Source organism: Fortiea sp. LEGE XX443 (assembly GCF_015206815.1).
Lineage (GTDB): Bacteria > Cyanobacteriota > Cyanobacteriia > Cyanobacteriales > Nostocaceae > Nostoc_B.
Window position 1 is genome coordinate 43,741 of sequence record NZ_JADEXZ010000019.1, and the last position, 13,101, is coordinate 56,841.

Genomic DNA, 13,101 nt, shown 5'->3' on the forward strand with positions numbered 1-13,101 from the left:
TAACCCGGATTTCTCACAAATGATAAAAAATGTTCACTTGAACAAAATTTAGGTTAATTTAATTGGTACATCTTTAAATTAAAATTAAAAATAGAATACATCAACGTATAAACCGAATATATCAAGATAAATGAAATACAAATGATTTAGTAAATAGAGTAAGGGTGATCACCAATTGCCAACTAAACTGTTTAGTTTAAATACCAGGCTGCCAGTACACAGAGGTATTGAACAAAGCCTCGAAACTCCTAATTTTCTTATCATATAGCTGTAGCGGAGCGTTGAGTAATTAACGCTCCGCTACAGCTAACAGCGCTTTGCTAGAAATCACGCTTTTAGCCTTAGCTAAACCGTATTGCCTCATCACGATGATCATTTTATTGTTTATTTTCTGGAAATCTCTTAGGGACTTTCAAGGGGAATTAAAATCGCAAACTCTGTTCCCTTACCCAGTTCTGACTGACAACTCAAGGTTCCACCATGCTTTTCCACAACAATTTGACGAGCAATAGATAATCCTAATCCCGTTCCTTTACCCACAGGCTTAGTTGTATATAAATGGTCAAAGATTTTTTGCCGGACTTCATCTGACATTCCCATCCCATTATCTTTAATCCGAATTAATACAGCAGAATTGTCCTCTGCATTGAGAGTAGTCTGAATTGTAATTTGATTGGGATTTGCTTGTAGTTCACTCAAAGTATGCACTTGATTGGACTCCTCTAGAGCATCAATAGCATTGGAGAGCAAATTCATAAATACCTGATTGAGTTGTCCAGGGAAGCATTTTACCAAGGGCAAATCACCATAATTTCTGAATATTTCAATGTCAGGATAAGTATCTGACGCTTTCAAGCGGTGTTTGAGAATCAAAATCGTGCTATCGATACCTTTGTGAATATCAAAGGGAATCTTGAGATTGTTATCTGCTCTAGAAAAAGTTCGCAAGCTGACACTAATATTTAAAATGCGATCGCTACCTTCTTTGATTGAGGAAATCAGTTTGGGTAAATCTTCTCGCACATACTCCAAGTTAATGGCTTCCGTTTCCTCTTGAATTTCTGCCACTGGGTTGGGATAGTGTTGTTGATAGAGGTCGATCAGATTAAACAAATCCTGAACATAATCCTTAGCGGGTTGGAGATTTCCAGCAATGAAGCCAACAGGGTTGTTAATTTCGTGGCCAACACCCGCGACGAGGTTCCCCAATGCGGACATTTTTTCGCTCTGTACCAACTGTAGCTGCATCTGTTTCAGGTTTTCCAGGGAGTGTTCTAGCTGTTGGGCATACTCTTGAGACTGCTGATAAAGACTAGCATTTTCTAAAGAGATGGCAGCTTGAGAGCAGAGTAAGTTAAGAATGGTGAGGCGATCGCTTGTAAATGCTCCTGAAATCAGATTATTTTCTAAGTAAAGGATACCAATCAATTTCCCTTGTCTAAGAATCGGAGTACATAATAAGCTCTTGGGTTGCTGTCGAATCATGTAGGGATCAGAAGCAAAAGCAGTCTCCGCCGTTGCATCATCCATCACTAAACTTTCCCCAGTGCGTTCGACATAGTTGAGGAGAGTCACAGGAATTTCCTGCATTGCTTCGACTGGGAGAGATTGCCACACTGTAGGAAGTTGATCAACGGTAGAATCTTGACGCGAAGATTTTGAGAAACCTGCTCCTACAGCTTCAATTACCCAATGATCATCTTTAACTAAAATCAAGGCGCATTTTTCAGCACCTGCATTTTCAATTACCACCTGCATCAAAGCCGAAAGCAACTTATCCAGATGAATTTCACTAGAAAGGCTTTGAAAAGCTTTGATGATGGTGATTAAATCCAAAGCTTCGGAAATGCTTGTACTGCTTGAAATTGTGCTTTGAATAGTAGACAGTGAATTACTGCCGGAATTTGCGATCGTAGTGATGGGATTGAGGCGGATTTTTTCTCGTTCTAGAACAGTAGCAAGTAATTGGGGATAGCGTTTTTCTAGGTCTTCAACTTTGGTCTTCGCTTCCCAACGAGCATAACCGTAGTAAGCATCGCTGAGATACAGTTGAGCAATTTTCTCTTTGCCCCATTTTAAGTAAAATTGAGCAGCAAGTTCGTTGGCTAAAGATTCTTCTTGGATGTATTCATTTTCTTTGGCTTTGGCAATAGCGCGATCATAATAATCCATTGCTTCCAGATTATTACCTAAAACTCGATGCTTTTCTGCTTCCACCAGCAGGAATTTATGCAGGAAATTACCAGGAGCATGATCCGCCCAAATCTGCATTTTTTCTTGGTTAGCAGTTACCTTTTCTAATATTAATTTTTGCGCTTCATTAGTAGCGTGAGAAGCTTGCGAAAGCTGTAGCAAAGAATCATAGAAATAGAAAACAGCAACAAGAATTGTGCCAATGACTCCTGGTAAATATTGTTCGGCTATTGCTGCATTTTCCACAGCTTCCGGTAATTTGCCAAATAAATAACATAAAATGAATTTATTAAAATATAAGTGAAATATGCCAGTGATGTCATTGGTTTGTCTTAAAAACGGCAGTAATTTCTCCTCATCATATAATTCACCAATTAAATAACATGGATTTTCTGCACCACTCATCAGGTTTATAACTGTGTGTCGGTAAGTTTCGTTATAACTTAGACCTGTTGTTAGTTTTAATTGCCTAAGAGCATCACTATATCTGGCCATTTCTTGTTCAAGTTCTTCCAGTTGCTCACCCATGAGGTATAAGTTGTAGCAGTAGCAGTAAGCACAATAGCCAGCAAATTCTAAAGCACCTGCTTCCAGCAATCCAAAATAAAGTTCCCGTAAAGATATATCTAAATTCTCCCTAGCATTTTCCTTCCAATGTGTTACGCAAGCATGGACTATAAATGATGCGCGATATCTAAACTCTTTTGCAGCTGGGAATTTGTCTGACAAACTCAATGCCAGTTTACCAAATTGATAACCTGTCTCAATATCTGTCATGCCGCCACAAAGAATTGCAGCATAATAGGCATAAGCAACGGTAGATGCTGCAATATTGCCGTGTTTAACTGATAAATTGATCTGTCTATATACAATCAGTGGTAACAATTGGGGAATAGCATTATAGGCAGCACCAGCAACCATTGATAAAATTTTCATGGCTGCAAGATGGGTAGGTTCTGTCATTTCTGGCAAGTTGATTAAGTCTTCAACCCGCCTTCCCGCCAAATTTGACGTAAATTCCGCCAATTCCATCTGAAAATCTGACTGTGTAGGCTGTTCTGGAATTTCCATCCCCAAGAGTTTTAAAACAGCCAGTCCAGTTTTTACTGCTTCTAGTAGTTTGTTTTGTGCTGTGTATGCTTGGATTTGGATGTCATACACTTTCACTTTTTCTAAGAGAGTTCTGGCTTGTTGCAGTACAACTTGTGACAATTGCTCCATGTCCTCAAAGCTACCGCTTAAGTGGGCGGCCTCTGCTGCATCCTCATATAAAGCTAAAGTGAGGTCATACTGACTTTGCCAGCTATCTACTGCTAACAATTCTCTCCCGATTGTGAAATACTCGACTGCCGCGCTGTAAGCCGTTGAAGCTTTTGCTTTGCGTCCAGCAATCAGATTTAACCCAGCAAGTTCGTCTCGTTCGCTTTGATGGTTAATTAATCCCATCCCCATATTCAATTGATTGACAATCTCAAAAATACGCTCTTCTCGTTCTGCTTCGGGAGTATTGCTCAACAGCAGTTGCCCAATTCTGAGGTGAGTGGACTGTTTTTTGCTGTCAGGAATCAGAGAATAGGCAGCTTGTTGAACGCGATCGTGGAGAAATTTATAATTTGGGAATTGGGAATTGAAAATTGGGAATTGAGTAGATTCTTCGTCGTTACCTATTACTGACGATTCAGTACCATTTGATTGAAAGAACTTGTAAACTTCACTTGTCGGAATAATTAATCCCTCTTGTAAAGCTTTCCATAAATCTGTCGCTGTCTCAACTAAATATTTTTCATAGACAATTGCGAGATTTTTTAAGTCAAAAGAGTTACCAATACAGGCAGCTAGTTGCAATATTTCTTGAGTAGAAAAAGGTAACTTCTGTAACTGAAGCGCCATAAACTCGACTACATCATCACTGAGGGCTAGACCCTTCATTTTAGCTATGTCGCATTGCCAATAACCAGTCTCAAAGTCAAACCAAAGTACCCCATCTTCATAAAAAGACTTGAGCAATTGATTAGCAAAAAAGGGATTACCTTTGGTTTTTTGATATACCAATTCAGTGAGAGGTAGCGCAATATTGAAAGAACAATTAAGAGTATCTGCAATGAGATGGTTTAAATCAGATTGCTTGAGAGGCGCGAGGGTAATAGTATTAATAGTTGCTGGGGCTTTCCTAATTTCTTCTAAAGTCGATATCAAGGGATGGGTTGGATTGACTTCGTTATCTCGATATGCGCCAATGAGTAATAAATAGCGGTTATTTACTTCACTCATTAATAGCTGCATCAACTTTAAAGAAGCCGAATCTGCCCATTGCAAATCATCCAGAAACATCACTAAGGGATGCTCTTTTGTAGTAAAGACTTGGATGAATTTTTCAAACAATAAATTAAAGCGATTTTGAGCAGCATTACCAGACATCTCTGGTACTGGCGGTTGTTGATTGATAATTCTTTCTAGTTCAGGAATAACTTCAATAATGACTTGAGCATTATGACCCAAAGCCGACATAATTTTAGTTTTCCACTGTGCAATTTGGGCATCACTCTCGGTGATCAATTGTGCCATCAAATCGCGGAAAGCTTGCACAAAGGCAGAAAAAGGAATGTTGCGTTGGAATTGATCAAATTTGCCCTTGATAAAGTAACCGCGCTGTCGCACGATGGGTTTGTGAACTTCGTTAACGATCGCAGTTTTACCAATTCCAGAAAACCCAGCTATCATCATCATCTCAGCATTTCCCTGTGCCACGCGATTGAATGCGGCAAGCAAGGTTTTTACTTCTTCTGTACGGCCGTAGAGTTTTTCTGGAATAATGAAGCGATCGGAAATATCCCGAATGCCCAACTCGAAGGAATTTATTTTCCTAGTTTGTTGCCACTGGTGCAAGCAATTTGTCAGGTCGTGTTTTAGCCCTAGAGTACTTTGATAACGATCTTCAGCATCTTTGGCCATTAGTTTGCTGATGATGTCAGACAAGACTGGGGGAATGTCAGGATTAATACTGTGGACAGAAGGCGGTTGCTGGGCAATGTGACAGTGAACCAATTCCATCGGATCGTCAGACTGGAAGGGTAACTGTGCCGTGAGAAGTTCAAAAAAAGTAACACCTAGGGAATAAAAATCGCTGCGATAGTCAATACCCCGATTCAAGCGTCCGGTTTGTTCGGGAGACAGATAAGCGAGAGTACCTTCAAGGACATTAGGACTGATAAGAACTTGCGTTTCTCTGGGTAGTAATGAGGCGATGCTAAAATCGATAAGTTTTACTTCAAGGGTGGTAGAGTTAATCAGAATGTTAGCGGGTTTAATGTCTTTGTGAATGACTCGGTTGCGATACAGTCCTTCTAAAGAAGAGACGATTTGCAAGGCAATGTGAAAAAACTCGCTCAATGATTCGACATTTTCCCCCATCCCTTTATCGCCCCATCTTCCCAACTCATTCTGGAGGGAGATACCGCCACAGTCTTCCATAATTAAGGCATAACCGTTGCGGTAGTTTTCTAGACTATAGGTTTCGATAATTCCAGCAAGATGAAGATTTTTGGTAATCGTGTATTGATTGCGGAATTGAACAAGTTCCTTGAAGTTGGGATACTCACTCCGCATGAGTTTAATTACAACAGGTTGTTTATCTGAAGTGCGCTGTCCCCGATAAACCAGGGTTTTACTGCTTTCGTAAATTGGTTCAGTAATGCGATAGCCTGATAGTGTAATCGTGCTGGTAGTGTGCATAAGAAAGCTGTTTAATTGCCGAATCTAAGAACCCTCAATACTTAGAATTCCCTGAAATTTCCACAATCTAACAGACTGATACCAATCAGACTCAGCACTGTAGAAGTCAGACAGCATCCTGGTTTATTTGACTACTGCTCGATCGCTGCATCAGTTAGACGACTCCACTCATTCCACGAGCCATCGTAATTGCGAACATTTGGATAGCCTAGTAAATACTTTAAGACAAACCAGATATATCCAGAACGCCCACCGATCGCACAGTAGGGAAAAATTTCTTTATCAGCCGTAATACTTTTACTGGTATAGAGATTTTTTAAATCGTCGAATGATTTAAAAGTGCCATCCTCGTTAAACATGAGGATATGCTCAAGATTCACTGCACCTGGAATATGGCCAGTGCGTTCACCTGCTTTTGGTGGTTGATCAAAAAACCACTCACCAGAATATTCTTGAGTTGTTCGGACATCTAACAATATGCGATTGTCCAAGCCAATTGCTGCCTGAACTTCCGGGTATAGTACTCTGAAACTGTCATCAGGGGCTTTAGCGTGGTAATCAGTAGCAGGAAAGGTAGATAACTCAGTAGCTAATGGACGATTTTCTGACTTCCATTTTTGGTAGCCGCCATTGAGAACTCGGACATTTTCATGTCCAAAAACTTTCAACAACCAGAAAATCCAGCCGCCTGTTCCAGGGTAACTGCCATAGGCAATTAGTGTTGTATCATTAGTAATGCCTGAGCGTTGCATGAGCTTTTCAAAAGCGATCGCATCTAAATTTATCCTCAAATCTGGCAATAGTAAGTCTGTAAAAATGTTCCAAAATACAGCACCAGGTATGTGAGCATTTTTGTAAGGTTCTGGACTCACATCCACTTCAATAATCCGAACATTTGGATCATTGAGATGATCTGCCAGCCATTGAGTATCAACAATAACTGATGGATAAGCGTAATCAGAATTTACAGTCATAGTAAAGTGATCCAAAAAGGTGAATATTTGATCCCAATTCCTAAAATTTGGCAACAGATTCAAACCTTGAAATCTAGACGCTGTTGTACTTTCATAATTACGAATTGGTATAAAGCTAAGATAAATGTGCTGGTAATAATACTTCTAGACCTCAAAAGTGTACAATTTACCAATTATGGTTGCTTTAATCGCTCTATTTCGGGCAATTGCCCAAGCTAAAGATGAACAGACATTGCGATCGCACATATCCACAGACATGAGTCAGTATTTTTCAGCTACAAGATGCGGGCTGTTTTTCTTTGATCAAATTCCTCTAATTGACATTAAGCTTCAAAAAGCACTAAAAATTGCATTATCACCCCAACACAACCCAGTTGCGCGCTACTTATTAGAACGCCATGCTCCTGTTCATGAAGCTTTGGTAACAGAACCGAAGACATGGAGATTAATTTGTCCGCGTGCTGATCACTGGCACGTTATGGCAGGGCCAATTGTCAGCAATGGCCAGTTAGTGGGTGTAGTAGGTTTTACCCGTAAGCAAGGGATGCCGGCATTCGATTCACAAAATCTCACAGATTTGAGTGCGATTTGTTTGCATATTTCTACTTGGGTGTCAACAGCAAAATCGCAACTTCCGCCATTACAGACAGCGCGTTTAACACCTCGTGAAGTAGAAATTGCTTCCTTAGTGGCTCAAGGACGAAGCAATGCAGAAATTAGTAGTGAACTTTGGATTACAGAAAACTCTGTTAAGCAAGCTTTAAAAAGGATGTTTCGCAAGCTTGAGGTTTCATCTCGTACTCAAATGCTGGCCAAGCTTACCACAGTTTTACAGCCCAGCCTACTGCCGAAATAGTAATTGCGATCGCCGAAATAGTCCAGTAGGGTGTGCCTAGGCTAAAATGCTGCAATAGAATTCTCTTGTGGGATGGCATCTTGCCTACACCACAAAAAATATATTTTTTGCACTATTTAAGGCTTGCCACGCCACTATCAAACTCTTTCAAGCTATGGTTTTTTCGCCTCTGGTTTCTGATACTTGCCTGGATATTTTTTTTGAAAGTAGTCTTCCATAATTTGGTAAATCATTGGGGCGGCGATACTACCACCACCACCACCAGAATGTTCTGCAAAAGCGACAATTACCATTTCTGGATTATCGGCTGGCGCATACGCACCAAACCAAGCATGATTTTGCTTCACCCGACGTTTCCAGGCTTCCGCTGTGCCACTTTTACCAGCTACCGGGGGAATTGTCGGCTTGTTTAAAGCCTTACCCGTACCTTCAGAAACAACCTTGCGTAATCCCTCGCGTAGAATTTTAATAGTTATCGGCTTCATATTTAAAGATTCACGCCAGCTCTTGGCCTCTTCATTATCTTTGAGTAAATGCGGTTGGACTCGGTAGCCGCCATTGGCTGGTACAGCAAACATAATAGCCACTTGTAAAGGTGTGGTTTGTAAAGCACCTTGACCAATGGACATATTAATTGTGTCGCCTACAGTCCAAGGTATTTTCCAGGCTTTCTGCTTCCATGTTTCATCTGGTACTAAACCTTTGGTTTCTTCTGAGGTGAACTCAAAGCCAGTTTTTTGACCAAATCCATACTTGCGCGTCCATTCAATTAAAGTCGGGCCGCCAACACCTCTACCGATTTGATAGAAAAAGGTATCACTACTCCACTGCATCGCGCCAACAAACCCTAAAGGCCCGAACCCGGCGTGGTTCCACTCGCCAAATCGTGTCCCACCAATGTTTAAGGAACCGTAGGTTTGTAGTACTGTGTTAGGAGAAAACTTGCCTGATTCCAACCCAGCAGTTGTGGTGACAATTTTAAAGGTGCTGGCAGGAGGAAAGGCACTCAGGGCGCGATTAACTAGGGGATATTCTACACCTTGCACAGATTCCCAATCTTTTTGAGAGAGTTTTTGTTTAGAGAAGATATTGGGATCAAAGGTGGGATGAGATACTAGGGCTAAAACTGCACCATTTTTCGGGCTGATCGCCACAATAGCACCATCGCGATCGCCTAAAGCTTTTTCTGCTGATTTTTGAATATCTAAGTCTAGAGTCAAGTGCAAATCATTGCCTGCTTTAGCTTGTTTCTCTCCTAAAACCCGCAGTGGTCGCCCAGCACCATCTACTTCTACCTGCTGACCTCCCCATTCACCACGCAATGTTTTTTCATAGGCTTTTTCTACTCCCATCTGTCCGATGACATCACCTAATCGGTAGCCTTCTTTTTGTCTTTCTTTTAACTGTTCAGCAGTTAACTCTCGTGTATAACCCAGTACGTGGGCTAGTTGCTTGCCGTGGGGATAGTAGCGAACGGCTTCTGTATGGATTTCCACATCTGGCAGTTCGTTTTCATACTCCTTCATAGCTGTGACTTGGGCTTCATTCAAATCACGCGCAATTCTAATCAAAGAAGAAGAATTTGCACCTGCTTCGTCCAGTTTTTTTTCAATTTCTGTTTCGGGAATGTCTAAAATTTTTGCTAAACGCGGCCCCACAACTGGCCAAGAAGGTTTAGTGTGTGCCATTGGCCAAAGATACACAGAACGAGGATAGCGTGTACTCGCCAAAAGTTTGCCATTACGGTCAAAAATATTACCTCGCTCTGGCTGTTTGGCAATCACCCGAATGCGGTTTGCCTCGGCTCGTTTGCGGTGCATTGCCCCCTCAACAATTTGCAAATATGCCAAGCGCGCAGCTATTCCACTTGTCATCAAGAGGGTAAATATGATTAAAAATATGGATTGGGAATTTCTTCCGACTGTACGTGTATTTTTTTTTCCACCAAGAGGAGACGGGTGTAATACTGCCATAGGATAAAGATTAATCTATTAACAAATACTATATGTATACAATGGTTCTAGACTTATACCGGGTCTTATGGTGAATAACAATGTGCGAGTCGATGTCGCATGTAGTGAGTCAGAATGTCCCAATTCAAGGAAATTCTTCAAGCTAGTGTCCTAAGCTTGTCTTAATCTGCAAGGGGCGAAACAAGCAATTGTATCGTCTCACAGCTATGGAGAAAAGCCTAACCTATTCTCAATACCGTTGCCAAATTAAGAGGGTTCAACGCCTGTAGAAACGGGATGAATACGTCTCAAAGAAGTAAGCTTGGCAAAAATCTGGGTTAATAAAATAGGCTCAGGCATTTGCAGAAGCATTTTTAAGATTTCATGGACATATCGAAAACCAAGATCAGGGCGAACGCACGGGATTTCTGAAATTCCTGCTGGATAAGGATCTTGACAAAAAAATAGGCTAAATCTAAAAACGCTGAAACCCTTGCTATTAAAGGATTATAACACTTTAGATGCGTTTGCCCTGACCTCAGAATTAACCCAGATTTACACAAAACAATTGCTGTCAAAGCAAAGAAAGAAGGTCAAAGCCTGAATTCTTGGATAGAAAAATGCCTGTGTGAATATACTAGTTAAGCGCTTTACCCTTGACCAATGACCAAAAAGCCTAAATTTCCTTACCTAGTAGGTTCTAAGTGGACAGCACAGCAAAAAGTAGACGGTTGGAGACACTTCCAAGTAGTTAACCGGAAAAATCAGAGTAAATGGGTTTATGCTGAAATGGTGGCTGCTTGCGACCCTAATGTTCGTTTTTGGATTAACGCCAAACTCCTACAAGACCGCTCTCAGTGGCTGGCTGGATGGCAATCATTACAAGAAATTGAAGCAATTTATAGCGTTTCTGATTTTAGTAAGACACCTCTCGTTGATTAGAGGCAGGGGGCTCTTAGCAGGGAGAAGAGGGGACTGTAGGTACAAACCGAACTTCGAACTTCGTTGAGGCTCCCTTGCTCCCTTTCACCTTTGGTTAAAACCCCATCTCTTGTAGGTGGCTTTTCTCCCCTGCTAAGAGCTCCCTTCCCCCCTGCTTTTTTATGTCAGAGACTAGGGGTTAGGGAGGACATATCTTATTTGATGAGAAAATACCATAGTTGATTGAGCATAAATACTTAAATCTAAGAAATTTTAGTTAAAAGCCTTAATTTTATAATTTTTCACAAATGAAATATTAAGCGTTAAAAATCAGTACTCAGATCGGTTAGTTCGTAGCAAACCAAAGCTAATTTCAGCTCTAAAAAACTTCCAGTAGCATTTTTAGTATCGAGTTAGGCATTTATCTCTTGACTGCCAACCCTATACCCATCTCGATTAGGAATCAGAATCAATAGATTCTATACAAAGCATATACAAAGGGAGTCCCGTTATTTTTGTTTATTGTAACTATTTTTATATAAATAAAATTATAAAATTCAAAAAAAAATATTTTTAGAATAAATAAAGGTTTTAATAGGGAATTTTATCTATAAAATGATTTACTGTAATTTCATAAGCTTGATAGCTGTGTTTTATAAATTTTAGCCCCCTTTATTTTCTATGTAATTTCGACAATAATGACACTCAACTACCTCACACATTGCCATCTGCGGTTAGGTCAAGGCCAATGTTTGAGCCAAAAGTTTGACAAAAAACTATAAGAGGCAAACAACAGTGAAACTAGCAGTATACGGAAAAGGCGGTATTGGCAAGTCAACAACTAGCTGTAACATATCTGTCGCTTTAGCCAAACGGGGCAAGAAGGTTCTGCAAATCGGTTGTGACCCCAAACACGACAGCACCTTTACCCTAACGGGGTTTTTGATTCCCACAATTATCGACACTCTCCAGTCAAAGGACTATCACTACGAAGACGTTTGGCCAGAGGATGTAATTTACAAAGGCTATGGCGGTGTTGATTGCGTAGAAGCTGGCGGGCCACCTGCGGGTGCTGGGTGTGGTGGCTACGTAGTTGGCGAAACCGTAAAATTACTGAAAGAACTCAACGCCTTTGATGAGTACGACGTAATTTTATTTGATGTACTGGGTGACGTGGTTTGCGGTGGCTTTGCGGCTCCTTTGAACTATGCAGATTATTGCATGATCGTTACTGATAATGGTTTTGATGCTTTATTTGCGGCGAATCGGATTGCGGCTTCAGTCAGAGAAAAAGCTCGGACTCACCCATTGCGTTTAGCAGGATTAATTGGTAACCGGACTTCCAAGCGCGACTTGATTGAGAAATACATAGAAGCAGTTCCCATGCCAGTTTTAGAAGTTTTGCCATTAATTGAAGACATTCGCGTGTCTCGCGTTAAAGGTAAGACGTTGTTTGAAATGGCTGAGTCTGATCCTTCCCTGAGCTACGTTTGCGACTACTACCTCAACATCGCCGACCAAATTTTAGCTCGGCCAGAGGGAGTAGTCCCAAATGACACTCCAGATCGAGAATTGTTTGCTTTGTTGTCTGATTTTTATTTAAATCCGCGTAAACCACAGGTTCCTAATTCCGAAGAGGAACTAGACTTGATGATTGTATAAATCACCAAGTTCTCAGGATGAGGAGCAATATGGCTTTTTTTAATAGCTTTACGGATTCGATCAGACAAAAGTGGTTACAGTTCTTCCAGGCTAATCGGGAATGGATCACCCTGCACATGGAAGTAGAATCGGTGTACACCCCTGATGGCGGGAAACGACCACCCTCTTACCTCATCCTGGGAGTTGTGAACGCCCTAGAACCAAAACTAGCGCAGTTGATGATGCCCTTTTCCAGACTGAATGCTGACGCTGACACCCTAATTGAAGTCCTGGATTTACATTTTGACCCAGACATCGCCCTTGGTAATCGCTTGAGTCATCCTCAAGTAGAACCAGAGACAAATCAATATGAGTCAACAGTTGTTGCAGATGACAATGTTGACGATGAAACTTTAGCAATTTCTCACACAAACGGTTTTGCGTTAAATGTTAGTGAATCGGAAGAAAGTAGCAATGGATTAGGTGATATCTCCTTATCCAATGGACACAATGGCAAACATGAGTCTCAAGAGGCGATCGCTACCGAAACTGATGATTTTGGCGATGTTTCTTTTGATGCCGATCCGACATCAGCAATAAAGCTAGAGGAAGAAATTCTAGATGATTTGAACACACCAGACGAAAACGCTTTTAGAGATGTTTTGTCTGATGTTTGGGGTGATGAAACTGGATTGCAAAAAGCTGAAGAAAATAATGATTTTTTAGGGGAAGAATTACCAACAGGTGTTTTTGATGACTCAGAAATTGCCCGTCTCTTCCCCAACGCTTAATAGTTACTTTTGAGAAAGTATGAAGTATGAAGGGTGAAGTA

8 protein-coding genes and 1 pseudogene are annotated in these 13,101 nt (G+C 40.9%); 5 read left to right on the plus strand and 4 right to left on the minus strand.

All coding sequences use genetic code 11. The annotated features are described in order from the left end of the window. Positions 1-402: 402 nt before the first annotated feature. Both IQ259_RS09955 and IQ259_RS09960 read right to left on the minus strand, forming a co-directional pair. On the minus strand, positions 403-5,925 hold the full coding sequence (locus IQ259_RS09955; RefSeq protein WP_193884202.1) for an ATP-binding sensor histidine kinase: 5,523 nt from the start codon (positions 5,923-5,925) through the stop codon (positions 403-405). A gap of 131 nt (positions 5,926-6,056) precedes the next feature. Continuing rightward, positions 6,057-6,899: a sulfurtransferase gene (locus IQ259_RS09960; RefSeq protein ID WP_193884204.1), complete on the minus strand. Its 843-nt coding sequence runs from the start codon at positions 6,897-6,899 to the stop codon at positions 6,057-6,059. A 175-nt stretch (positions 6,900-7,074) separates the two neighbouring features. Between IQ259_RS09960 and IQ259_RS09965 the strand changes: the two genes are divergently transcribed. After that, complete coding sequence (locus IQ259_RS09965) at positions 7,075-7,755, plus strand: LuxR C-terminal-related transcriptional regulator (protein WP_193884206.1); 681 nt, start codon at positions 7,075-7,077, stop codon at positions 7,753-7,755. Between the two features lie 152 nt (positions 7,756-7,907). On the opposite strand, the gene mrdA is transcribed toward IQ259_RS09965, so the two are convergent. Then, on the minus strand, positions 7,908-9,728 hold the full coding sequence (gene mrdA, locus IQ259_RS09970; protein WP_193884208.1) for a penicillin-binding protein 2: 1,821 nt from the start codon (positions 9,726-9,728) through the stop codon (positions 7,908-7,910). A 246-nt stretch (positions 9,729-9,974) separates the two neighbouring features. Next, positions 9,975-10,169, minus strand: a pseudogene (locus tag IQ259_RS27750) (IS4 family transposase); the annotation flags it as partial. Between the two features lie 81 nt (positions 10,170-10,250). Here IQ259_RS27750 and IQ259_RS09975 point away from each other — a divergent pair. From IQ259_RS09975 to IQ259_RS09990, 4 genes are all read left to right on the plus strand, one after another. Then, positions 10,251-10,352 carry a toxin-antitoxin system HicB family antitoxin gene (locus tag IQ259_RS09975; protein WP_339383859.1) on the plus strand — a complete coding sequence of 34 codons (102 nt, stop codon included), beginning with the start codon at positions 10,251-10,253 and terminating at the stop codon, positions 10,350-10,352. Positions 10,353-10,370: 18 nt separating this feature from the next. Further along, positions 10,371-10,649, plus strand: coding sequence for a TIGR02450 family Trp-rich protein (locus tag IQ259_RS09980; RefSeq protein ID WP_193884210.1), 279 nt, complete (start codon positions 10,371-10,373; stop codon positions 10,647-10,649). 774 nt (positions 10,650-11,423) lie between these two features. Next, a complete protein-coding gene (gene bchL, locus IQ259_RS09985) occupies positions 11,424-12,290 on the plus strand; it encodes a ferredoxin:protochlorophyllide reductase (ATP-dependent) iron-sulfur ATP-binding protein (RefSeq protein ID WP_339383858.1) in 867 nt (288 codons plus the stop codon). Positions 12,291-12,319: 29 nt separating this feature from the next. Continuing rightward, complete coding sequence (locus IQ259_RS09990; protein WP_193884214.1) at positions 12,320-13,060, plus strand: DUF5331 domain-containing protein; 741 nt, start codon at positions 12,320-12,322, stop codon at positions 13,058-13,060. Positions 13,061-13,101: the final 41 nt, after the last annotated feature.

Coding starts and splice junctions, on each gene's coding strand:
- IQ259_RS09955 (WP_193884202.1), bottom strand. CDS start 5,925: ATGCACACTACCAGCACGATTACACTATCAGGCTATCGCATTACTGAA.
- IQ259_RS09960 (WP_193884204.1), bottom strand. CDS start 6,899: ATGACTGTAAATTCTGATTACGCTTATCCATCAGTTATTGTTGATACT.
- IQ259_RS09965 (WP_193884206.1), top strand. CDS start 7,075: ATGGTTGCTTTAATCGCTCTATTTCGGGCAATTGCCCAAGCTAAAGAT.
- mrdA (WP_193884208.1), bottom strand. CDS start 9,728: ATGGCAGTATTACACCCGTCTCCTCTTGGTGGAAAAAAAAATACACGT.
- IQ259_RS09980 (WP_193884210.1), top strand. CDS start 10,371: ATGACCAAAAAGCCTAAATTTCCTTACCTAGTAGGTTCTAAGTGGACA.
- IQ259_RS09990 (WP_193884214.1), top strand. CDS start 12,320: ATGGCTTTTTTTAATAGCTTTACGGATTCGATCAGACAAAAGTGGTTA.